Genomic DNA, 24,141 nt, shown 5'->3' on the forward strand with positions numbered 1-24,141 from the left:
ACATGTCAAAGAGCAAATGGCGATTTAGACAAGATGACCTTGATACAATTCTAACGGTCATCAATCAGGGCTTGATGAAAAAGCCCTACCATGTAGAATATCACGACACCTACGAGGACGGCACTCCTGTTTGGAACGGAGAGAAGTCCGTACTGTGGAACCTGATGGAACAAGCGTACCCAGAGGAGCGTGCGCAAATGATGCGTCGAATGCTTGCGAAGATGGAGGAGCTTGGAGGACTACAGAAAGGTACGCACCAGCAGAAGCTCTTTGCATTTTTCGAGAAGTATTACTTCTCTGTGATTGACAACTTTTCATCTATGCTATACAATGAGGATGGCAAGATGTATGAAAAAATGAAGCTCGCAATGCTTCAAGGTACATATACTAACGATACCGACCCACTCGGGCAGTCGCTTGGTGATGGTAAGTCTCCCGAGGTGGCGTGGGTAAAGAAGCGCATCCAGTACCTTATGTCTAAGTATTCCTTTGGTGACTACGACGCAAAGACCGCTGAAGGTGCAATTACCGTCCGTACCTCTGCACAGGCTGATGCAACAACGAACTCAATCGTTCTGCGCCTGACACCAGCAATGAAGTTATATCCAACCATTGCGTACGGTACCACAATCATGCGTGGTGCTCGTACAGATGCAGGTAAGCCTTGCGAGATAGTCGTCGACATTAACGGTACGTCTGACCAGCAGCTATCTGTCAAGTCAGCTGACTACCTGCTCGATATTGGCGATTGGAGTTCGTATGTAATTAACGGTGCGCTTTCAATCATTGGCAAGCGACTCAAGCGATTGAAACTGGGTGATGAGAACGAGCAGAATGTGAAGATACTTATATCTTCTCTTACGCTCGGTAATACATCTTCATTAGAGGAGATTGATGTGCAGAATATATCCACGCTCGGAGGTTCTCTTGATATGCGTGCTAATTATCGTCTGCGTAAGTTCCTCGCTGGTGGTTCATCACTATCAGAGGCACACTTTGCTGATGGTGGTGCGCTGGAAGAAGTCGACTATCCTGCTTCCACGTCATACGTGGAATTAAAGAACCTTGACAAGCTCACCAATGAGAAGTGTAACACGGAAGCCTGCGCTCCGAATGTGATGAGTTACTTCGTGAGTGGCTGTGATAACCTTCAGCCTGTCAAGAAACTAATCGACATAATGGATGCGCAGGTAGGACAAGTTCCTCACTCCCTGCGTTACGTGCGCTGTGTTGGATTTAATGAGACCTTCACGGACGGAAGGACCTTTGATAAGCTTTCCCAGCTTGTCGATGGTACATATCAGGGTATCGATACGGAAGGTCAGTATGGTAATGACCCTTACCCAGTTCTCGACGGCACAATCAACCTCACCACTGGAGCGTATCGTGACACCTACGATGCTTTGATGACCCACTATCCAAAACTTAAATTGAACATCGCTAAGTGGTGGATAAGGTTCGAGGACCCAGAGGTGAAGCGCATTTGCGTGGAAAATTGGGACAAGGACGGTGACGGTGAGCTCTCTATGGAGGAAGCTGCTGCCGTTAGTTCCATCGGGACTAATAGATTTCAAGGCTTAGATAGAAAGAATGGTATATTAGACCTATCTATCTTTAAAAATCTAACATTTATTAATAGTGGAGATTTACGTTATATAGTGCACCTTAATAAGTTAATATGCCCACCATCTGTTACAATATATGATACTTGTTTCTATGGATCAACGATTGATACTATTATCGTTGAAAATATGGAGCAGCAGACTTCCTTATTATGGGGACTCTCTTTTAAAAACTTTATCATAAAAAGTAAGAATCCCCCTAAACAAGGAACGAGAGCTTCCTATGGTTGGAATAATAGGAAAGGGGCAAGAATCTTTGTCCCAGACGAGAGCGTTAACCTATACAAGGCAAGTTCTTCATTCTCAGACATAGCAGAATATATCTATCCACTTAGCGAGTATCACGAATGATACTTACTAAGCGGTTCATATTCTAACCATGGTGCGAGATTAGCAGAACGGTAAGAATCTACACTTTTATCAGGAACATATATGTGTTTTATCTTCGCTCCGAAGAACTCCCAATATCCAAATATTCGAGGGGGCTGAGTTCCATGGAAAATCAGATTGTCGATACGTGCTTCGTAAAAGCAAGTACCCGAGAGAAAAGATACAGTAGAAGGTAGCTCTATCGTTCTTACTGTGGCTTTTTCAAAGGCTCCTGTCGCTACGTCCGTACAACCTTCAGGTATTACTATAGACTCTTTTACTGTTATTTTTTTGAAGGCTCCACCGCTCAGCTTGACAGTTCCAAACATAGCAAGTTCTTTCAGCGATTTAAACGATCCGCCTCTAAACATAGTCCCGATGGGATTAAAACACCATTTAAACACCGTTTTAATCCCATCGGAACTATATTCGTCGGCAAAGACTCGATCAAGAATTTAGACCTAAGTTTTCTACACCATTGGGAACGGATTAACTTTACCCATATCAGAGACTGTAAGGGTTTGAAGCGTGTAGTTTATCCGAGTTCTCTAAAGGAAGTAAATGGTGGATTACTTATGAATTGTTATGATGTCGAAGAAATAGTTATATTAAGTAAGGATATACGATTTACCTTCGGAATGGTAATTAATGGCGCTCGTTCGTTGAAGCGAGTTATACTACATGCAGAAACTCCTCCTAAGAACACAGACCCTTCTGCATATTTCTTGTGGTTTGCTCATAAAGACACGACGCTATATGTTCCAGACGAAAGTGTTGAACTTTACAAACAGGTTCCTTTTTATAGCAAGTTCGCAAAAGCGATACTCCCTATGAGTAAGTATCATTCGTGATACTCGCTCATAGGACGAATAATAGATGTTCCGCTTAATGGAGAAGGGTTACTTGTAAAAGCCTTTTTATACACCTCTAAGCTCTCGTCTGGGACATAGAACTTGCACCCATTAGGTGTGCATGTATCGTAGGTTCCTGTTGTGTTAGAAAATGTCCAGTCGTGCCTTGGAGGAGTCTTTCCATGAAAAACGACAACTGTTGCTAAATTGAAACCTAACACAAAACGACCAAGCGATGTAACGTTCTCTGGTATATCTATTCTTTTCGTATTATAGAAGTATGAACGAGGAGCTGACGATACAGACGGAAGGGACTTGATGGATTTTAAATGCTTCAAGTCTGATAGGTTATCTGTTTTTATATTGTAGAAGATAGTCCCGATGGGATTAAAACACCATTTGAACACCGTTTTAATCCCATCGGGACTAAGTTTTATAATAATGATAAAATAGTAAGCTTAAAGGCTCTACGTTATTTCAATATTAAGGTTTTAAGCAATGACATATTCCGTAAAATGCCTAACTTAAGAGAGGTGTGGATTCCATCTACTGTTAAGTCTCATGCGTATCGAACATTTCTCGATAGCGTCAATATTAAGACAGTGGTAATTTGTAGTGAGATACCATTTACAGATAAAAACTTTTTCCATGTAAACACCTACGGTCATATACCTTCAGATTTAAAAGTATATGTACCAGACTCAGCATTATCAAGATACAAGGAAGCGTGGAAAAACTTTCCTTATCTATCTCGATTGCATCCCTTCAGTGAGTATCACGAATGATACTCGCTAAGGGGATAAATTCTATCTGCAACACGAGACCAGATGTCGGAATGTTTATAAACTTCTATTGCATCGTCGGGTACATATAGAAGGCCGTTACCTTCGAGCGAACGAACTCCAATTTTAGGAGGAGTTTTAGCTCTTAAAATAGTAATCTTTGCTCTCAAAGATGGTTGATACGCTCCAAAAGAAGATATTGTAGAAGGGTAGTCTACGACATCTTTTATAAGATTATCAAAACCTTCTGGTATATTTGACAATAAACCTTCTTCAATAAGGACCTTCTTAAGAGATTTAAGAGGATTATAACTCCAACCTCCGAAGGTGAACCAAGTTATAAGATTTACACTCTTAGGGATAGTAATTGATTCTAAAGAGTCACATCCCTTTAAGTTCTCATATCCAAGGCTTTTGATATTAGTAAAAGATAATATCTGTAGATTTCTTATTTTTCGATTTCCTGCAAATATAGTCCCGATGGAACCCTCACCTAAACGCTCTTCGTATCTCCTTATTAATCGTTGTGTCTTTCACAGCAGAATACACCTGAGTAGTCTTGATGCTCTGATGACCTAATATATGTTGTATAATCGGAAGACTCACACCCTTGCTCAATAGCACAGTAGCGCACGTATGTCTTGCGCAATGAAAAGTAATGTGCCTATGTATATTGAACCGCTTAAGCACACGCTTAAGTACCAAGTTACAGCGAGCGTTACAAGGCAACTGAAAGAGTTTACCTGTCGTAGTCTTGTTCTCTTGCACCAGCGCAGCAGCCTTTCCTCCAAACATCTTAGAGATAGGTATTCGCACCTCATGGTCAGTCTTCTGCATTCGCATTACAACCCACTTGTTCCGATATATGTTCTTGACGTGCTGCTTGGTTACCTGTATAATATCCGAGAAACGAAGACCTGAATAGACGCTGAATAGAAAACCTTTAACTACCTTCCTCTCCTCTTCTGTCAATTCTTCCTTCTTCTCCTTATCTTCTATCCTCCTCAGTTCTCTTTCTGTCAGCGATTGCTTCTGAACATTCTCCGTCTTGATATGATACTTGCGAAAAGGATAGACAGTCATCAGTTCCTCGTCGATAGCAAGATTGACAAATCGACGAAATATCTTCATAAACTTTGCAATGGTATTAATCGCATATCCAGCACCTTTCAGGAAATTTTCAAAATCGCAAATGCACTTGTAATCAACCTGAGTAAAGGGCATATCATTCTTAAATCGTCTCAGTACCGCTAATGCAGCCTTATGATTCGCAATCGTCCCTTCTGTATATGTTTCCTTGTCAATCTCACCTTCCATCCAGTCGAGGAAAGAACTATCCTCTTTGTATGCAATCAGAGTAGGGTTGTCGACCAATTTGTTGACGTCACCAATATGCTTGATAACGTATTGCCCATCTACTTGTATCTGTATTAGTGCATTATGCCCTTTTAATTCATTACTAAGTTCTCGGAGGATGTTCTGTATATTCATAATTGTAGGAAAGATGGACTGTAGGACGAGAAGTATCCATCCTACAGCCCTGCTTTTAATAGGATTAAAGCACTCCCTTGTAATTTAATAGCAGTTGATTAGCCTGCTGAATATCCTTGGGAGTGTATATATCTGTAATCAATATTGATGAATGTCGTGCCTGGTCTCTCACGGTAAGTATGTCGGTGTTCGCACGCAGCATATTCGTGATACCTGTGTCTTTGAGACTGTAGAACTTGTATCTGTCGGTCAGATTCAAGCTCGTACGGATATAACGACTCCAGTAATCTCTGAACGCCTTTTCTGTTCGTCGTTCCTTTCCTGGTCTGAAATCATTACTAAAGAGAAAATACTGTCCAGGACTATTGAAGATACGCAGGTCTATCATTAATTTAATGACATGATCAGGAAGCGTTAAGAGAGCGTCGTTATGATTCTTTGCAATTGAACCATGAAGATATAATGTTTTCTTTGCTATATTAAAGTCTCCTACCTTAATATAACTCATCTCTTTTGGGCGCACGAATAAATAATGTAGAATATAGCAGGCAAGCAGGTAATGCTTGTTGTGTTTCATCAACCACCCCTTTATTCGCTCCAGGACATCATCAGGAATAACATCACGGTTCTTAAGCTGACCTCGACGCTGCACGATAGAAAAGTGTTCTGTAGGGTCTGAAGAAATATAGCCTCGCTCCAATAGATACTTACAGAACGTCTTAATCCAAGAGAGGTAATTGTTTCTCGTTCGAAGCGTGTTGTTTCTATCAACAAAAACATACTCTAAGAATTGCCCTACCATCTTGCTATCGAATTGATAAGTGTAATACAGATTGACGTTCTGCTTCTCCTTCCACTCTTTCAGTATCTTAATCCTACTGCAATACGAAACAACAGACTCCTCACGCATGTTGTGTTCCTTAAGGAGTTTGAATAGATAAACCTCGTACTTTGTGCACGCATCATCGAATGATGTGTACTCAAGAGGTTGTACGAGTTCCACCCATGGGTTCCAGCCTTGCATAAGTTTTTCAGTCAACCTTTTTATAAGGGCTTCTCCATATTCTCTCTGATTACGCTTGCCCTTGACGTGGTCGAGCATAAACTTCTTGATACGAAACTTTCCTCTCTCTGGGTCAAATGCAGAGAGAGATACATAACATTCAGAGGCTTGATGAAACTTGGGTGTTTTCCATCCTACAATCTCATTAATAGCCGTTTGTCTGTTTTTTGAAGAAAAATTTTTTTTAGGCATTTTCTAACTTTTGCGTGAAATGCCCTATCGAATACTGTTTGTTCTATTAAATTAAAGTTCACCGACTTTTCGCCGACCACTTTACCGACGACCAAAGATAATTACTTGAAGTTCTGTATCTTCGATTTATTTTAGTCGGGATGACCAGAGTCGAACTGGCGACCCCTACGTCCCGAACGTAGTGCGCTACCAACTGCGCTACATCCCGATAGCTTAAAAGCAAGTGCAAAGTTAACTATTTTCTCGGAACTAACACAAACTTTCTCGCCGTTTTTCTTTCTTGTTATAGCAAGGCTGGAAGCTCAAAAAGCTTGATGCCATTACTACCTTTTATCAAGATATAATGATCCTCTGGACGATGAAGAGCTATCTCCTTTTTCACCTCATCAATGTCGCGGAACTTGCGGAAATCGGTTTGTGTCTTTCCAAACTCCTCTCCAACAAGCCATACATTACGAATGTCTGTAGCCTTAAGCAATTCCACAACCTTCTGATGTTCTTCTGCAGACGCTTCTCCAAGTTCACGCATATCACCGAGGATAGCCATCTTATTCTCTACCTCCATCAGTTGGAAGTTCTCTATCGCAGCAGCCATACTGGATGGATTAGCATTGTAAGCATCCACAATAAGCTTGTTATGTGCTGTCTCAGTCAACTGCGAACGATTGTTATGAGGCACATAGTTCTCCAAAGCATAGTTGATTTGCTGTGGCGTAACACCAAGGTGAAGACCAATAGCAATGGCTGCCAGCATATTATCTAAGTTGTAAGAACCAATGAGATGGGTTTGCACTTCGTAGATAGTAGGTGCTGGCTGATGGGTGTTAAGGCTTGATGACTGCCACTCAAACTTCAAACACGGAGCGCAGCTAACAACATAACCTTGCACATCAGCAGTTTCATCTTGTCCGTAAGTTATGATACGATCAAACGCTCGCTGTTCTGCCATTTCCGTCAAATCGGGATTGCTCTCGTTGAGAAAAAGTAAACAACCATGAGCTTTAAGGAAATCATAAAGTTCACCCTTGGTCTTCTTTACGCCCTCAAAACTACCAAAACCCTGAAGATGTGCACGACCGACATTAGTAATCAAACCACAAGTTGGCTCTACGTATGTAACCAATTTTTCAATGTCACCAGGGTGAGAAGCACCCATCTCGATAACTGCAATCTCATGTTCTGGACGAATACCTAACAACGTACGAGGCACACCTACATCGTTGTTATAGTTCGCCTCCGTATGATGTACATTAAACTTCTCAGCCAATACGGCAGAGATAAGTTCTTTACTTGTCGTCTTTCCGTTTGTTCCTGTAATACCAATCACAGGGATTGAGAACTGACGACGATGCTCGCGTGCCAATTCTTTATAAGTTACAAGGGCGTCATCAACGAGGATATAACGCTCGTCGCCTGCCTTTGCATATTCCTTTTCGTCAATGATCGCATAGCTACAGCCCTTTTCTAAGGCTGCTTCTGCAAACTTATTACCATCGAATGATGCTCCCTTCAATGCCACGAAAATACTTCCTTCAGGACAGTTACGGCTGTCTGTGGTCACAACAGGGTGCGCTTGGTAAATCTTGTAAATCTCCTGTATATCCATTGCGTTTACTTTATTCTTTATGCAAAGGTAAGCTAAATGAAAGACAATGCAAAGCAATGAATGTCTTTTTTTATTATCAGAAATCATCTTCAAGCTGTTGGAATGATTGCTATTAGATTCCACACAACGATAGATAGCAAGGGAATTAACGCCCCGCACCATTGGTGCGGATGGTGAGCACCAATGGTGCGGAGCATCAACACAACGAAAAAAGATAGTAAAGAGTTTCTATCAGAACCCTATAATCGCACATAAAACATGCCTACCTAAAACGCGACATACGGCCGCAGACGTTCGATTGCTTCAGGCGTAAAGTCCTTTAATAAGTGGAGTTGTGAGAGACTGGTTAGTTTTCCTTTCAGCCGTCTATAGTCGCAAATAGCCTTAGCCTGATAGAAATTCACATAAGGATGCTTACGAAGTTGTGCGAGAGTTGCAGTATTTAGGTTTATCTTCTCTGTCTGTGGGTTAGCGATAGAGAAGTAAGGTAGGCTTTCTTCTGGGAATCCTTCAATCTCTTGCAGTTGTCCCACAGCAACGTATCCACCTAATCGTTTACCGTAGTTAAGAATGGCACGTGCCCACCCTGAGCCTATACCGGGGACTTTCTTTAGCTGGGTTGTATCAGCAGTAACGAGATTGATATGTTCACCAACTTTTAGCTTCAATGGATAGCGAAGGGTGTCACGGTCATTCCCTCTGTTAGGTTTATACGTGTTTTGTGCCTTATAGGCCTCATAAGCTGCATGAGCAGCCTGCTTATCAGCTTCTTTTTGAGCAATATAAGCTTGTACAGAGGCGAGCGTGGAGGCTGGTTCGTAATCATCACCAATCGTTATATAGGGTTCTAACGCTCGATACTGTTTGCGCGTAAGACCATAGAGGCGGGCAAAGTCCATCGGTGAATGATAGACTCCTCCTTTAGAACGATACTTGATGATATTACGTACTTGGAAAGGAGCTAAACCTAACTGCTGCAGCTGCTCGGCTGTAGCTGTATTTGGATCGAAAGGAAATAGGTGTTTACCTTCAGCTGTTTCAACTATAGGAAGTTGCTCTTTACGGGAGAAAGAAGTGGGTTTATTCTTACTTATACTATCGCTTTTCACAGCAGAAGTTTCCGTTGTTTGATTGCCAACAAAGATAATCAAACCAATGCTACCAACGATAAACAGCAAGAGTAGCAACAGCACTTTTCGATCGGAACGATGAAGATAGAAAATTGATTTTAGGTTCATAGTATACAATGTTTAAACTCTGATGAATCCTTCAAAAGAAGAAATCATTATATATATAAGGGAGGGTTAGAGGATTATTAAGTATTAGTTGGTAATAATAGGTTGTAAATTAATGTTGGAAGTTAATACTTCGTTTTTTCTTACCCATCCCCTCTCCTATTGGAGAAGGGTGGGTATAGGATTTCTTCTCATACTTTTCAAGGATAGAGAAGATAGAGGAAAATTGCTTACCTAATGGCTTAGAACACACCTAACTGATGTAGGAAGATTGCGAGAATAGCCAATGGACAAACAAAACGGATGAGGATGTAATAGGCACCAAAGAAGATACCACGTGTGGTTCCCCAGTTGGTAAACTCGTCCTTCACCAGTTTCTTTGGTACATACCAGCCTATGAATAGGCAGGTGAGAAGTCCTCCTATAGGTAGGAAGATTTGTCCTGTCACAAAGTCGAAGACATCGAAGAGGTCGACACCTGCCACCTTGAGGAAACTCCAATCGCCCAATGACAGCGAGCAGACTGCACCAATAAGCGAACATCCAGCCGTAACAATCATTGCAGCACGTGGACGGCTGATGTGTAACTCCTCTTGGAAGAAGGCTGTACTCACTTCGTGTAGGGATATCAACGAGGTCAACGCTGCCATTGAAAGCAGCAGATAGAATGCCATTGAAATGATATAGCCAACTATAGGCATACTTGCAAAGGCCTGCTCAAAGACATTTGGAAGGGTGATGAAGATAAGAGATGGTCCACTATCAGGACTTACTCCCACAGAAAATGCAGCTGGGAAAATCATCAAACCTGCAAGAATAGCAACGCAGGTGTCAATGAAACCAATCTGTACTGCTGAGTTCAATAACTTTGTATGACGACTATAATAAGAGGCGTATGTACAGATACACCCCATCGCAATACTCATCGAATAGAATGATTGCCCTAAAGCGCCCAAGAATACATCGCCTGTTACCTTACTGAAGTCGGGCTTCAATAGGAATTCTACGCCCTTACTTGCGCCTGGAAGAAGGCAAGATGCAACGACAATAGCCACCAAAAGCACAAAGAGGGCTGGCATCAGAATCTTTGAAGCACGCTCGATACCATTCCTAACACCATGAATAATAATGTAGTGGGTGAGAAACAGAATAGCTACGGTCCATAAAACAGGTTTCCAAGGATTGGTAGAGAAGTCTGTAAAATAAGACTTGAAATAATCTGGTGTACCGTGCAGATGATTCATTACGGAGGCTACTCCATATTGCAAACACCAACCCGAAACGACAGCGTAATAGCCCGTAATGAGGAAACCAGTGAGCACTCCTAAGTAACCTACCCACTTCCAAGCACTCCCATTAGATAACTTTGTATAGGCTCGTGCCGTATTTGAGGCTGCATGACGACCGATAATGAACTCGCTAATCATACAAGGCAAGCCCAATAACAAGATACAACCAATATAAATAAGAATGAAAGCAGCACCACCATTCTGACCTGCCATATAAGGGAAACGCCATACATTACCCAAACCAACAGCACCGCCTGCAGTGGCAAGAATCATACCTAACTTGCTTCCAAACTTTGCTCTTTTTTGTTCACTCATAGAAATTTGATTTGAATATATGCGCAAATTTACGAAAAAATATCTACTTTTGTGTCAAATTAGAAGTAAAATATGAGTATAACAAAACACATCTTAACTAAATACCCATTTAGTTGTATTATTGTAATCGGAACTTGGATATTGTGTTTTATGACTATTCCAGAAACGCCACTGAGCTCTGTTCGGTTTATAGATAAGTGGACACATAGTCTTATTTACTTAGTTTTAGGCCTAAGTATAAGCCTCGAATACTTACGCAATACAAAGCAGCCCAGCCCCAAATTCATCATTGTATGGGTCTGGTTTCTACCTATTATCATGGGAGGACTCATTGAAGTTCTTCAATCCTACTGTACAAATGGGAATCGAAGTGGTGAATGGCTCGACTTCTTCGCAGATGCTATTGGCTCGACAATAGCCCTGCTTATCGGTATTCTTCTGGTACGATATCGCGCCAAAGCTTAAATGGATTGCGACGCATCTGGGAATTATAGAAGTGGCGATTACCCGTAACTTCTAAGCCAATAAAGTCTGGCTTATCAAACGATTCATCCTCACTTCCTAACTCCACTTCAGCCAAGACGAGTCCATCATTATCACCATGAAACTCATCTATCTCAAAGGTATGACCTTCAAAAGGTACAAGATAGCGATGCTTATCAATCACACCTGGCTCGCATAAAAGCATTAATTGCTGTGCTTCTTCCAGTGTAATCTCTTTTTCAAACTCATAACGTGATAGCCCACCTGTACGTGATGGACCTTTGATTGTCAGATATCCCTTATCGTCCCTGATACGAACACGAACGGTATTAACAGCTGCAAAATATCCTTGTTGTATGTGACTACAACTACTTGCATGCTTTTTCCAGTCCATATTCTTATGAACTAAGAACTTTCTTTCAATCTCTAATCCACTCATGAGATCCCTATTGTTAATACAATAAGCGACTGTCACGATCTAAGAGATAACAGTCGCGTATCATTTATATCCTGTTTACTATTAGCTATTTGATGCTATAATGATTGTAAGAACGCCCAAAGCGACTAAAATCACAGCCAACCAAGCAACGACACGATTAGCCTGCTTTTCTTGTTTAAGTTCTCTTTCCTTACGCTTTACTTTACTTCTTTCACTCATAGTTATATTATTTTAAAAGGTTGTATATCATTATTAATAAGGGAATAAACCTCCCTAAGTTCCGCAAAAGGAGGAGAAATATTGGATTACAGTGGGATAATCGCAGTTTTTTCTTTCGATAATCTTTACCCAATCCACTTTTCCTTAGGCTCTTTACTCCCCTCAGAGAAGACAGAAGAAGCTTTCTATTCCTCCGTTGGAAACTCCATCAGATAAGCTTTGATGAAGTCATCAATCTTACCATCCATCACACCATCCACATCAGAAGTCTGATAATTAGTGCGGTGATCCTTCACACGACGGTCATCAAAGACATAACTTCGAATCTGACTACCCCATTCTATCTTCTTCTTACCAGCCTCAATCTTAGCCTGTTCTTCCATGCGTTTCTTCATTGCACGGTCATACAACTGCGACTTCAAGAGCTGCATAGCCTTAGCACGGTTCTTTGGTTGGTCGCGAGTTTCCGTATTCTCAATGAGGATTTCCTCCTGTTCTCCAGTGTCAGGATCTTCATATTGATAGCGCAAACGTACACCTGACTCCACCTTGTTGACGTTCTGTCCACCCGCACCACTCGAACGGAAGGTGTCCCAACTGACGCGAGCAGGGTCAACATATACCTCTATCGTATCATCAACCAATGGCGTAACGAAGACGCTGGCAAAGCTTGTCATACGCTTACCTTGGGCATTGAACGGACTAACACGTACCAAACGGTGCACACCATTCTCACTCTTCAAGTAGCCATAAGCGTATTCTCCACCCTCAAACTTCATTGTCACACTCTTAATACCAGCCTCATCGCCTTCCTGTATATCAGAGATAGTAACTCTATATCCCTGTGCTTCACCCCAACGCATATACATACGCATCAGCATAGAAGCCCAGTCTTGACTCTCCGTACCGCCCGCTCCAGAGTTAATTTTCATCACACACTCCATCGGATCTTCCTCCTGACGTAGCATATTCTTAAGCTCTAATCCTTCGATTACCTTAAGAACCTTAGCGTATGCGGTATCAACTTCCTCCTCAGTGACAAGTTCATCTTTATAGAAATCGAACGCCAACTGTACTTCATCAGCCAACGCACGTGCCTTATCATAGTCTTTAACCCATTTCTCGATATCCTTAACTTTCTTCATCTGCTCCTGTGCACGAGCTGGGTCATCCCAAAAATCTGGGGCTTGTGTACGGAGTTGTTCCTCCTCAAACTCTATTCGTTTCTTGTCAATATCAAGGTAACGGTGCAACGCTTCAGTGCGTTCTTGAATATCTTTTAGCTGATCTGCTGTTATCATCTTTATTCTTTTATCGTTGGAATGGGGTTAGAAGAACTGGTAGAACGAGTAAGACTATCAAAAATAGCAAGCCGAATGAAACTGTTAAAGCTGATAAAACCCAGCCTAATTCGTCTTAATAACTAACCTGTCTACACGTCAACACGTCTACTCGTCAACTCATTTACTTCCCTACTCCTCGTACATCTTTTCTATCACATCATGATAGCGGCGGTTTACAACCGAACGCTTTAGCTTCAACGTATTCGTTAACTCTCCGTTTTCCATTGAGAAATGGTGAGCGAGAAGGGTGAAACGTTTAATCTTCTCGTATGATGCCAAACGCTGCTGTAAGGTTTCGATACGCTCACGCATCATCTCGTTTACACGCTTATCTTGGCATAACTCCTCACGATCTTTGAACTCTATGTGATTCTCACTTGCCCACTCTTCCAATACAGAATACTCTGGAACAATCAGAGCAGAAACAAACTTACGTTGGTCAGCAATCACTGAAACCTGCTCAATAAACTTATCTACTAACAGCATCGCCTCCACCATCTGTGGTGCAATATACTTACCATTAGAAGTCTTGAAGAGGTCCTTGATACGCTCTTTTAAGAATAACTCACCATCCTTCATATAACCGGCATCACCAGTATGGAAGTAACCATCCTTATCAAATGCTTCTGCATTAGCAGTATCACGACGGAAGTAACCTGGCATAATCGTTGGACCTTTCAGCATTACTTCACCCTCATCGCTAATCTTTATATTAATACCCTCAAGCGGTCTACCCACAGAACCAACGGTATAAGGCAGTCCTACATGGTCACAGGTAACGGTTGCCAAGCTCTCAGTCAAGCCATAACCAACAATCATGTTAATACCGATGCTATGTACAAACTCCTCTACCTCTGGAGAGACATAGGCTCCAGCTGTTGGAAAGAGATGTGGATTCTCCAAGCCTAACTGTTTGCGAACAAGACTCAAAACAGTCTTATTAACAAACTTATACTCCATCTCCAACGTCAAAGGAACACGCTTTCCACGTGCAAGATACTGTATATTGCGCTTTCTTCCAACATTCAAAGCATGATAGAAAAGCTTACGCTGAACGATGCTTGACTTATCCATACGCTCCTTTACAGCCACATAGACCTTCTCCCAGAAACGAGGTACGGAAGCCATACTTGTTGGATGCGTCTCACGCATACTCTGCTGAATCTCCTTTGGATAAGTGTTGACAATCAATTCTGCACCCGCAGCGAGAGACAAACAAGCCCAACCACGCTCGAAGACATGACTGAACGGCAGGAAGTTGATAACACGGTCTTTTTCATTTACAGGCACACTCTTTCTATTGGCATCCATAGCAGCCTGATACATCTTATAAGTCAAGATAACTCCCTTGCTCTCACCTGTAGTACCACTTGTGTAAAGAATATTACAAATATCATCATAGTTTGCCTGCGCCAAACGCTCTTCTACCTCTGCTTCACGTGGAAAGCCTTCACCTAACTTTAAGAAGTCTGCGAAATAGATAGAGTTTGGATCATGCTGACTAAGGCGTACACTTGAGTCGAAGACAATAATACGTTCCAATGTAGGGCAAAGAGATTGAATACGACGCGCCTTGTCATATTGCTCCTGTTCGCCAACGAAAAGAAACTTTACATTGGCATCTTGAATCATATACTGTATCTGTTGTTCAGAACTTGTTGCATAGAACGGAATGCTAATCACGCGTACTCCGTATGCACCATAATCTGTATAGAGATGATGAATACAGTTTTGTGAGAACACAGCAATAGTCTCTTGTGGCTTCATTCCGAGGTTCAAGAGCGCATTTGACACTTCCTTTACGCGCATTGAGAACTGGTTCCATGACACTGTCTTCCAGTCCAGACTGCCAAAGTTACGGAAAGTGATAGCTGGTTTTGCTCCGTATTTTTTTGCTTGTTCGTGAATAAGAACAGAGAGATGTCCGATTGTCTGCATTGTTTCCTAATTTATCTTCGACCAATCAGCACATATAAAAAAGCCTGAAAGTCTTTTATTCAAATAGCTGATTGTACTTTATTTTCTGCAAATATAAACATTTATCCGCAAAGCAAAAAATAAATTAGATATTAAATTGCAATTTTACCCTTTTGCTTTTCCTCTACCAAACAGAGAAGAACAGGACAATTATTTTCTTTTATAGAACAAAATGAATTCCACATGAGTACCTATTAGAAAGCTAAAAGTCTACGATAAGAATCCACAATAATATCTTCTATGCAATTTTCATTAATTAGTTGAGTCCATTTACATAACATATTTCGATGTATTTAGTACTCCGCACCATTGGTGTTTACCATCCGCACGATATGTGCGAAGCCTTAGCACGACATGTGCGAAGCATCAACACATCAGCTAAAGATGAGAAGAAAGGGGCATTGTGGATATAACAAAGAAGACTGTAAGGTATTGAAAGCTAACCATTAGGAGGAAAAGATTTACCTGACAGCTGCCGAAGAAGGTTTTTCTTCATGATAAAAAACAATCTTCTTCATGATAAAAAAGAATTATCTTCATGAAAAGAAATATTCCTTCTCATGAAGATAATTTAGTTATAACGTACTTATTGAACTTGGAAAGATGCTAAAACACGAAACGAATTATCGTCACTTTCAACTCAATAAGCCCACATTATTAATATATAAGAGAGGATGCTTATTAGCGCAACCACTGCTCTGGATTCAGTTTAGCTGTCTCCTTACGCAACTGGAACTGAAGAATACCAGTCCTACCAACGGTTCCGATGGTCTGTCCCGTACCAACCTTCTGACCCTTGCTGACACCGACAGAACCCAAATTAGCATAAACAGTGATGTAAATACCATGACGAATCATCACGACACTCATGCCGCCTGCCATGAAGACACCGCTCACCTCGCCCATAAAGACACTGCGAACAGCACTGCCAGGAGCACCCTTGATATTGATACCATCATTGTTCAAGCGAATATTTGACATACCAGCCACATTGTACTGACCAAAGTGACTAACTATCTGACCCGACAATGGCATTGGCAATCTACCACGGTTATTGGCAAAGTTACCTGTTATCGCACGATCGGCAGAACTGAGCATATCATTGTTTTCAGCAGCAGAAGCTCTTGCAGCTTCAGCCTCACGAGCAGCACGTTCACGGTCGGCATCAGCCTTGCGTTCGGCAGCCACACGATTTGCTTCAGCCTCACGCGCCATCTGGTCGGCACGAGCCTTCTCAGCAGCAGCACGAGCCTCAGCCTTTTCTTGTGCAGCCGTAGCAGCAGCTTCCTGCTCTTCAGCCTTACGAATAGCACGCTCACGAGCAGCAGCACGCTCCTTCTGCAAAGCCTCTTGACGTGCCTTTTCTGCAGCAGCTCTGGCTGCAGCAGCACGAGCAGCGGCTTCCTGACGAGCCTTCTCGGCAGCCTCAGCAGCAGCACGAGCGGCAGCCTTTGCCTTTGCTTCACGCTCTTTCGCCTCTGCAATACGGCGCGCATTCTCTCGAGCGGCAGCCTCTGCAGCGGCTTTCTTACGTGCCAATTCTTCTGCACGTTTCTTAGCGGCAGCAGCACGAGCGGCAGCCTGCGCCTTTGCTTCTGCAATAGCACGTTCACGTGCCTTCTGTATTTCAATCTGAATAAGTCGGTCAATCTGTGCATTCAGAGCCTGCTGCTGTTGACGACGCTGTGCGATAACACCCTGCAACACCTTTTGGTCGTTTTGCAAAGAACTTACAACCGTCTGCTGTTCAACACGCTTACGCTCCATCTGAGCATGTACCTGACGGTCTTTATAGAGAAGATTACTCTTATTGACACGCACCTGTTTCAGCTGTGTATGCTTCTCATCTACCTGCATCTGCTTAGCCTTGAGCTGTTCACCCTGCGCACGCTGATAGGCAGCATACTCACGTACGAAACGAAGACGACGATACATCTGCGTCAAGTTCTTTGCAGAGAAAACGAACATCAACTTGTCTTGAATACTACGATGACGTGCCATGTAACGCATAGAGCGGATGAAACGAGCACGACGTTCACCCAACTGTGACTCAAGAGAAGCTAACTGACCTTTCAGAATACCGATATTCGAATCCAATCCTTTGATATCTGTGGCGATTGTATCAATCGTTCTTTGGTGCTGACCGATTTCAGTATCAAGGCGTACAATCTTCTGCAGACGGTCATCAACGTCCTTCTGCTTTACTTTCATTTCCTCTTCGTGCTCTGAAATCTCTTTTTGCAACTTCAGGTTTTGCTGTTGCAAGCCTTTGATTTCCTCTGTCGTCACGTATGCAGGACCCTTTGCTCCCTTCTTACCAACATGAGCGTTGCGTACAGCACCCTTACCACGGACAACTTGCTGACCCTTCACTTGAGCAGGTTGACCCTTGAGTTGAGTCTGTTGTCCCTTCACTTGAGGTTGTTGTCCCTTGAGTTGTTGCTGCTGTTGTAACTTACCCTGCTGCTGTTTTCCCTTCGGTTGGGGTTGCGTTTGCAATTTCTCAACTATTGGCTTCTGCCCTTTTATAGGAGTAGCAGGTGCTACAGCGTGGTTGTTATTAATCGCATTTACAGCTTTCTTACCCTTACCTTTTACGGTAGTTTGGGGTTCAACGGATTGAGCCACAGCTGTTTTTTGCTGTTTCCTATGCTTACGTGAATGCTGTGCAGAAACACTCAGCATACACATGATTGACAATATGAATAATAAAGAAAGACGTTTCATTTAAAAGTTCATTAGTTTGCCGAGGATATCCTCTACGCTTACTTTTGTATACTTATCAGATGGTGTGGTAAAAACTTCCCAATCGCTGGCATCGCTGAAGCTCTCAAGATCAAAGCTTGCCTTAAGTGTCTTTGCTGGCTTCTGCCCAAACTTTGGTGTATTGATTGTCAACATCTGACTTGCAGGGAAGAGCTTTGAGCCAAACGCTTTAAAGTCATCATAACTCCATGAGAGCTTTGAAGCACCATGCGTATTGCTATTATAAGTAACAGTTGTTAGGACAATCTGATTGCTCTTAGGATTAACTGACCACTTATAATCCATCTTTCCGTCTTTAAGACTTATCAGAGTAGAACCCTCTGTCTGTGCTTTACTCTCATCAACAGCAAACTGTGAGAGGTCTGCTTCGCTCACCTTTTGTTGACGAGGGATGAACACTTGATTCCAGAAAAGCGACTGGAGTGAATAGAAGTTGATCCCATTATCACGCAAGAAGCCTACCTCATCGTAGCTTGCTTTTACATACTGCTTATGGATGCGATCGATGAAGAGGACATAATCCTTTGCAAACTCGATACGTCCCACCTCACTACGAAGAATTGGAATCAGCAACTGTAGACGGATAACCTCATCTTTACGCATACGCAAAATGCCTGGTACGGTAATATCCTTACGCCCATCATTGAGCGTAAAAGTAAGATTTGAAACGAGGTTCTTTTGGTAAAGTGCATTGTCTGCAACACGCTGCATGACAACAACACTCTGCATCTTGCTATCCTTTGTAGCAGGTGCTGTCTGCTGTGCTACCTTGTTATCCTGGACTGGTTTCTGTTGAATCACAGCTTTCTTTGTACCACATGATGCCAATAGCAGGGCAGTCATGCTTACAAGTAATATCTTTGTTTTCTTCATTCTGCTATGTATTTCTTTAGTTCTATCTTCTTTCTCAATGTCGCATTCTCCTTATTTCCTTCGAGCGCTTTCCTCCAGAACTCAAGAGCTTTCTCTATATCGCCTGTCTGTGCATAGATATCACCAGCGTGTTCCTTGACTACGTTGCTCAGTGTAGAGTCATTACGAATCGCTTGTTCGATATATATCTTAGCCTCTTCGTAGCGCTTTTGCTGGAAAAGAATCCATGCGTAGGTATCAAGATAAGTACTATTATTTGGCTCAGCCTTAATAGTCTTATAGCTCATCTGCTCTGCCTTTGTGAGGTTTTCGTTCGCCTCACTGAGGTAATAGGCATAGTTGTTCAATGCAGCAACATTGTCTGCTTTCCACTGCAAACAGCTGTCATAGGCTTGAAAAGCTTCTTTATTGAGTCCTTTCTCATGCAGGATATCACCCATGATACCGTAGAAGTCTGACACAATACTTGGATCACTGTCTTGCTTTATCTGCCCAACTCCCTTGCGGAAGGTCTCCAGTGCCGCGTCACCGTCGTGCTTTTGGAACTGAGCCATACCTTGGAAGTAATAGAATGCCATCTCATCTGGGTTGTATTCTATGGCTGGTCGGCAAATAGCGATGACCTTATCGTAGTCTTGTGTATCCCAAATATTCTGTATCAATGCTATTCTTGCACGCGAATTATCGGGTTCTACCTCAAGAGCTTGCTCATAAATGCGATTGATTGCAGCCTTTGGTTGCTTGCGAAGTGTCATATATGCGGCTTTAAGCATATAGATATCGGCATCTTCTTGAGGAACAGCTAAGGCTACAGAGAAGAGCCTCATCACCTCAGTACTATCTGGAGTATTATCTTTCTGACTGCTTGTAATGACCTGACGGAGTAACTCTAACTTCGCTTCCTTTTCTGTTTTTGGCGATTGCAAGAGTTCCTGTAGGATTGTTTTTACAGTAGCCTTGTCTCCAATATTATTATAATAATCCATCATGGAAAGCTTGGCAAGCGAGTTATCAGGGTCTTCTTTCAGTACATCACGATACTTTTGAAGTGCTTCCTTCTTCTTTCCATTCTGCAAAAGCCAGTTTCCGAACATCACACGATAGTTAAGATCGAGCGGATGACTGTCAACGAGTGACTTCAATTCATCATACTCCTTGCGCTTTTCTCCCATCTGTTCGTAGAGTTGCATCTTACTAAGTGAAATCTGCTCATTGGTTCCTTCCAGTGTTTCCAGACGTTCCAAGCATTTAATCATCATCTTGTAATCATTCTGGGAACCGTAGAGTTGATAGAGAATTTGCAGTATGTCAGAACGCGTTTTATTGGATTCATAAAGGCGTTCGAAGGCTTTTATTGCATTAGGATAGTCTTTCTGTGACACATAAAGCTTTCCTAATTTCTCTTGATAAGCTGAGTTTTCGGGGTCAAGACTTGCTGCCTTCTCGAAGTATTCACGTGCCACCGCATCCTTCTTCATATCCACATAAAAAGCAGCTAACTGATAATAAACCTCTGGAGCTTGTGGATTGAGGTCGCGTGCATGGCACAGAAGGTCGAAAGCAGCCGTAAGGTTGCCCATTTCTTGCTGCCGTATCGCCTCAAGGAAGAAGTAGTTATAACTTTGAAGGCTATCCTCTCGATCAGCATGCACCGCCAAAGAGCCGCCCAACAAAGCAAGAGCAAGGAGGGTACGGCGCATCTTTGTGACTTTCAATATAACGTTATTGAACATTTATCGTTTCTTTCTTTGTCTTTATTTCACGCCCGTATGGCCATATCCGCCTTCACCACGTTCGGTCTCATCGAGTTCTTCTACCTCAACAAACTCTGCTTGTTCGTGACGTGCAATGACCATCTGCGCAATGCGTTCACCATCATTGATGGTAAAAGGTTCATCTGAGAAGTTAATGAGTAGTACCATGATTTCACCACGATAGTCGGCATCAATCGTACCAGGAGAGTTGAGAACAGTCAGTCCATGCTTCAAAGCAAGACCGCTACGAGGGCGCACCTGTGCTTCAAAACCTACTGGAAGTGCAATATGAAGACCAGTTGGAATAAGTCTTCTCTCCATGGGTTGCAGTACGATAGGTGCATCGATATTAGCGCGGAGGTCCATCCCCGCACTCTGTGAAGTAGCATAAGCAGGAAGCTGCTGATGCCCTTTATTAATTACTTTTATCTGTATCATTGCCATATAATAAGGTACAAAATTAAGCATTTAAAGCCACATTCATACATTTTATGAAGTAAAAAACTTGTTTTTAGCCAATTTTAATTACTTTTGTGTGTAGCTTTCAAGCCCCCAATAAATCATAAACAGAAATCATCAACACCCAACATTCAACATCCAACACCCAATATTCAACACCCATCACCCAAAAATCCCGCAATGAACTGGCAACAACTCATATCCAACAAGCGTCTCGGACAGGAAGAGCGTCACGCCCTTCGACACGATGACCGCTCTGAATTTAAGCGTGACAGCGACCGTTTGATTTACTCTGCACCGTTCCGACGACTGCAGAACAAGACTCAAGTCTTCCCTCTTCCGGGTAGTGTCTTTGTGCACAACCGCCTAACTCATTCTTTAGAGGTGGCTTCCTTGGGTAAATCTTTAGGTGATGACGTTGCAAAAAGACTCATCGAAATACACCCAGAGTTGCGTGGTACGCTCTTTGAAGAGATTGGAACCATCGTACAGACAGCTTGTTATGCACACGACATGGGTAATCCTCCCTTCGGGCATAGTGGCGAAAAGGCTATGCAGGCATTCTTCACAGAGGGGCCAGGGATTAGCTTGAAGGAGAAAGTTAGCCCACACTTCTGGGAAGATATTACTCATTTTGAGGGCAATGCCAATGCCTTCCGCTTACTGACCCATCGTTTCTTAGGCCGAAGAGAAGGTGGTTTTGTGATGACTTATAGCACTTTAGCGAGTATCGTAAAGTATCCTTTCAGTTCTACTTATGCCAGCAAACACGGCAAGTTCGGTTTCTTTGCTACGGAAGAAGAAACCTATAAGAAGATTGCTGATGAATTAGGTATCATTCAAAAGGATAGCTCTGAGGATGGTATCTGTTATGTTCGTCATCCGTTGACCTATCTTATGGAGGCTGCAGACGATATCTGTTACGAGATTATGGATATCGAAGACTCCCACAAACTCAAACTTCTTTCGTTTGAGGAGACTGCCGATTTGCTCCTTGGCTTCTTCGATGAAGAAACCAGAAAGAGCATTAGAAAGCGCATAGAAGACGAGGGTGTGACCGACCAAAACGAACAAGTTGTTTACTTCCGTGCCTGTGCTGTAGGACTATTGGAGGCTGAATGTGTCAATGTCTTTGTAGAACACGAAGAGGAGATACTCAATGGAACCTTCGAAGGGTCGCTCATCAAGCATATTTCTGAGCTTCCCCGACAGGCTTACAAACACTGTACAGAGGTCTCAGTGGATAGGATTTACCGCAGTAAAGCAGTCCTCGACGTTGAGTTATCAGGCTATAAGATTATGGAAACACTGATGGAAGCACTCATTGGTGCTGCTGTTGAGCCTGAACACTTCCACAGTCAGCAGCTCATCCGACGTTTCTCAAGCCAGTATGATATTCAAAGTCCTTGCCTTGAAACACGCATCATGGCAGTCCTCGACTTCATCAGTGGAATGACAGATATCTATGCACTCGACATCTATCAGAAGATAAATGGTATCAGTTTGCCACTGATATAGGAAGCCTCCCCCGACCCCTCCGAAGGGAGGGGAGGCAAAGAGGGGAAAAGAGGGGGTATAGTTATCACACTATTATCTCACAAATAATCATTTAAAAGGGCTTGAAAAAGAGTTCCAAATGGCAAGATTTGAAGTTGTTTTTAATATGGGAAATCAACATAAAGACACCCACAACACATTTGTCTTAACTCCATTTCACTCCTTTAACTCCTTTAACTCCAGATTTATCTCCCTCCATTTCACTCCTTCAACTCCTTTAACTCCTAAAAAGAATCAATGGAAAATCAATATAAAAAGACCTTTCCCGACCTTATGGTAGGAAAGAAGATTATCTACGTTCACGGCTTTATGTCAGCCGGTTCAAGTCATACGGTACAGATACTGAGGGACTATATGCCCGAAGCTACAGTCATTGCGCCCGACCTCCCCATACATCCTAAGGAGGCAATGGAACTATTGCGCAACCTTGTTAATACCGAAAAACCCGACCTTATCATTGGTACTTCAATGGGAGGTATGTACACCGAGATGCTTTATGGTGTCGACCGTATCTGCGTGAATCCTGCTTTTCAAATGGGAACAACCATCAGCGAGACGAATATGATGGGTAAACAGGTGTTCCAAAATCCACGACAAGATGGCGTACAAGAGGTTATCGTAACCAAAGCATTGGTAAAGGAATACAAAGAGATAACTGAAAAGTGTTTCTCACAAGTGACAGAGGAAGAGCAGCAACGCGTCTTCGGACTCTTTGGTGATGCAGACCCTGTTGTCCACACCTTCGACCTTTTCAACGAACATTACCCTCAGGCGATCCGTTTTCATGGTGAACACCGACTCATCGAGAAAGCTGTTTTCCATTACCTCATGCCTGTTATCCGATGGATTGACGACCGACAAGAAGGCCGCGAGCGTCGTACGGTACTCATTGACCAGAACACCCTCGCTGATGGATACGGCAAACCGAAATCAAGTTTAAACAAAACTTACGAGTTCTTACTTGATAACTACAACGTATTCTTCGTGTGTCCTGCACCAACCAACTATCCGTCAGCCATCACTGAACAGCAGGCATGGATAGAAGATGCCTTCAGTGCACCAGCGTGGAACCATACGATCTTCACCAACCAGCCTCAACTTCTCTATGGCGACTACTTCATCAGTAGTACTGAACACGATGACTTCCTCGGCACAAGCCTACTTTTCGGTAGCGAAGAGTTCAAGACTTGGGAGGAAATTTTCACTTTCTTTGAACGCTTAGGAGGACAGTAAGCGAGCTAAAAAGCTTCGCTTTGGTGAATTATTTTCATGAAAAGAAATATTTTTCATCGTGAAAAGAAATATTTATTTTCATGAAAATAAATTCTTCTCTTCATGAAAATAATTCACAACAATAGGCTTTTTACAATAAAGAACGCTCACAACCAACTGATAACTAAGCAATAACACCCACTCAAAACATAACCCAACGAATTAGTCCTCACGCATAGTATAA

21 protein-coding genes and 1 tRNA gene are annotated in these 24,141 nt (G+C 42.5%); 6 read left to right on the plus strand and 16 right to left on the minus strand.

The window, feature by feature from the left end:
• The first annotated feature begins 2 nt into the window (after positions 1-2).
• Positions 3-1,973 (plus strand): hypothetical protein, encoded by a 1,971-nt coding sequence (locus HMPREF1505_RS00305; RefSeq protein WP_036921045.1) that lies wholly within the window; start codon positions 3-5, stop codon positions 1,971-1,973.
• On the opposite strand, the gene HMPREF1505_RS00310 is transcribed toward HMPREF1505_RS00305, so the two are convergent.
• Positions 1,964-2,362 carry a leucine-rich repeat protein gene (locus HMPREF1505_RS00310; protein ID WP_036920844.1) on the minus strand — a complete coding sequence of 133 codons (399 nt, stop codon included), beginning with the start codon at positions 2,360-2,362 and terminating at the stop codon, positions 1,964-1,966. The two genes, HMPREF1505_RS00305 and HMPREF1505_RS00310, sit on opposite strands and share 10 nt — an antisense overlap.
• A gap of 150 nt (positions 2,363-2,512) precedes the next feature.
• Here HMPREF1505_RS00310 and HMPREF1505_RS00315 point away from each other — a divergent pair, with 150 nt between their 5' ends.
• Positions 2,513-2,842 (plus strand): hypothetical protein, encoded by a 330-nt coding sequence (locus tag HMPREF1505_RS00315; protein WP_155948897.1) that lies wholly within the window; start codon positions 2,513-2,515, stop codon positions 2,840-2,842.
• Here HMPREF1505_RS00315 and HMPREF1505_RS00320 read toward each other — a convergent pair.
• The 7 genes from HMPREF1505_RS00320 to HMPREF1505_RS00350 all read right to left on the minus strand — a co-directional run bounded on the left by HMPREF1505_RS00320 (position 2,833) and on the right by HMPREF1505_RS00350 (position 10,815).
• On the minus strand, positions 2,833-3,249 hold the full coding sequence (locus tag HMPREF1505_RS00320; RefSeq protein ID WP_231480309.1) for a hypothetical protein: 417 nt from the start codon (positions 3,247-3,249) through the stop codon (positions 2,833-2,835). The genes HMPREF1505_RS00315 and HMPREF1505_RS00320 overlap by 10 nt on opposite strands.
• A gap of 864 nt (positions 3,250-4,113) precedes the next feature.
• Entirely contained in the window at positions 4,114-5,115 is a 1,002-nt protein-coding gene (locus HMPREF1505_RS00325) for a site-specific integrase (protein WP_036920851.1), read from the minus strand.
• Between the two features lie 64 nt (positions 5,116-5,179).
• Positions 5,180-6,370, minus strand: coding sequence for a site-specific integrase (locus HMPREF1505_RS00330; RefSeq protein ID WP_036920855.1), 1,191 nt, complete (start codon positions 6,368-6,370; stop codon positions 5,180-5,182).
• Positions 6,371-6,505: 135 nt separating this feature from the next.
• A tRNA-Pro gene (locus HMPREF1505_RS00335) sits at positions 6,506-6,578 on the minus strand.
• A 75-nt stretch (positions 6,579-6,653) separates the two neighbouring features.
• Positions 6,654-7,976 (minus strand): UDP-N-acetylmuramoyl-tripeptide--D-alanyl-D-alanine ligase, encoded by a 1,323-nt coding sequence (gene murF, locus HMPREF1505_RS00340; RefSeq protein ID WP_036920859.1) that lies wholly within the window; start codon positions 7,974-7,976, stop codon positions 6,654-6,656.
• 266 nt (positions 7,977-8,242) lie between these two features.
• Positions 8,243-9,214 carry a helix-hairpin-helix domain-containing protein gene (locus tag HMPREF1505_RS00345; protein WP_036886876.1) on the minus strand — a complete coding sequence of 324 codons (972 nt, stop codon included), beginning with the start codon at positions 9,212-9,214 and terminating at the stop codon, positions 8,243-8,245.
• A 239-nt stretch (positions 9,215-9,453) separates the two neighbouring features.
• On the minus strand, positions 9,454-10,815 hold the full coding sequence (locus tag HMPREF1505_RS00350; RefSeq protein WP_036920863.1) for a sodium-dependent transporter: 1,362 nt from the start codon (positions 10,813-10,815) through the stop codon (positions 9,454-9,456).
• A 72-nt stretch (positions 10,816-10,887) separates the two neighbouring features.
• Between HMPREF1505_RS00350 and HMPREF1505_RS13235 the strand changes: the two genes are divergently transcribed.
• Positions 10,888-11,280 carry a VanZ family protein gene (locus HMPREF1505_RS13235; RefSeq protein WP_036920866.1) on the plus strand — a complete coding sequence of 131 codons (393 nt, stop codon included), beginning with the start codon at positions 10,888-10,890 and terminating at the stop codon, positions 11,278-11,280.
• Here HMPREF1505_RS13235 and HMPREF1505_RS00360 read toward each other — a convergent pair.
• The 4 genes from HMPREF1505_RS00360 to HMPREF1505_RS00370 form a co-directional block, all read right to left on the minus strand.
• Entirely contained in the window at positions 11,240-11,737 is a 498-nt protein-coding gene (locus HMPREF1505_RS00360; protein ID WP_036920869.1) for a CYTH domain-containing protein, read from the minus strand. The two genes, HMPREF1505_RS13235 and HMPREF1505_RS00360, sit on opposite strands and share 41 nt — an antisense overlap.
• 81 nt (positions 11,738-11,818) lie before the next feature.
• Positions 11,819-11,956, minus strand: coding sequence for a hypothetical protein (locus tag HMPREF1505_RS13240; protein WP_197017480.1), 138 nt, complete (start codon positions 11,954-11,956; stop codon positions 11,819-11,821).
• Positions 11,957-12,141: 185 nt separating this feature from the next.
• Entirely contained in the window at positions 12,142-13,257 is a 1,116-nt protein-coding gene (gene prfB / locus HMPREF1505_RS00365; RefSeq protein WP_004361424.1) for a peptide chain release factor 2, read from the minus strand.
• A 171-nt stretch (positions 13,258-13,428) separates the two neighbouring features.
• A complete protein-coding gene (locus HMPREF1505_RS00370) occupies positions 13,429-15,237 on the minus strand; it encodes a long-chain fatty acid--CoA ligase (RefSeq protein ID WP_036920875.1) in 1,809 nt (602 codons plus the stop codon).
• Positions 15,238-15,563: 326 nt separating this feature from the next.
• On the opposite strand from HMPREF1505_RS00370, the gene HMPREF1505_RS13605 reads away from it, so the two are divergent.
• Entirely contained in the window at positions 15,564-15,689 is a 126-nt protein-coding gene (locus tag HMPREF1505_RS13605) for a hypothetical protein (RefSeq protein WP_255326815.1), read from the plus strand.
• Between the two features lie 268 nt (positions 15,690-15,957).
• Here the strand turns inward: HMPREF1505_RS13605 and HMPREF1505_RS00375 are convergent, their stop codons facing one another.
• The 4 genes from HMPREF1505_RS00375 to dut are packed head-to-tail and all read right to left on the minus strand — an operon-like array spanning position 15,958 to position 21,107.
• Entirely contained in the window at positions 15,958-18,003 is a 2,046-nt protein-coding gene (locus tag HMPREF1505_RS00375) for a murein hydrolase activator EnvC (protein ID WP_036920878.1), read from the minus strand.
• Entirely contained in the window at positions 18,004-18,915 is a 912-nt protein-coding gene (locus HMPREF1505_RS00380) for a DUF4292 domain-containing protein (RefSeq protein WP_036920881.1), read from the minus strand.
• Positions 18,912-20,648 carry a tetratricopeptide repeat protein gene (locus tag HMPREF1505_RS00385; RefSeq protein ID WP_036920883.1) on the minus strand — a complete coding sequence of 579 codons (1,737 nt, stop codon included), beginning with the start codon at positions 20,646-20,648 and terminating at the stop codon, positions 18,912-18,914. Before HMPREF1505_RS00385 ends, HMPREF1505_RS00380 begins: the two co-directional genes overlap by 4 nt.
• 21 nt (positions 20,649-20,669) lie before the next feature.
• Positions 20,670-21,107 (minus strand): dUTP diphosphatase, encoded by a 438-nt coding sequence (gene dut / locus HMPREF1505_RS00390; RefSeq protein ID WP_036863029.1) that lies wholly within the window; start codon positions 21,105-21,107, stop codon positions 20,670-20,672.
• A gap of 201 nt (positions 21,108-21,308) precedes the next feature.
• Here dut and dgt point away from each other — a divergent pair, with 201 nt between their 5' ends.
• On the plus strand, positions 21,309-22,646 hold the full coding sequence (gene dgt / locus HMPREF1505_RS00395; protein WP_036920886.1) for a dGTP triphosphohydrolase: 1,338 nt from the start codon (positions 21,309-21,311) through the stop codon (positions 22,644-22,646).
• A 276-nt stretch (positions 22,647-22,922) separates the two neighbouring features.
• Positions 22,923-23,918, plus strand: a complete 996-nt coding sequence (locus HMPREF1505_RS00400; protein WP_036920890.1) for a YqiA/YcfP family alpha/beta fold hydrolase — start codon at positions 22,923-22,925, stop codon at positions 23,916-23,918.
• The last annotated feature ends 223 nt before the right edge of the window (positions 23,919-24,141 follow it).

It is taken from the genome of Prevotella sp. ICM33, assembly GCF_000517825.1.
Classification (GTDB): Bacteria; Bacteroidota; Bacteroidia; order Bacteroidales; family Bacteroidaceae; genus Prevotella; species Prevotella melaninogenica.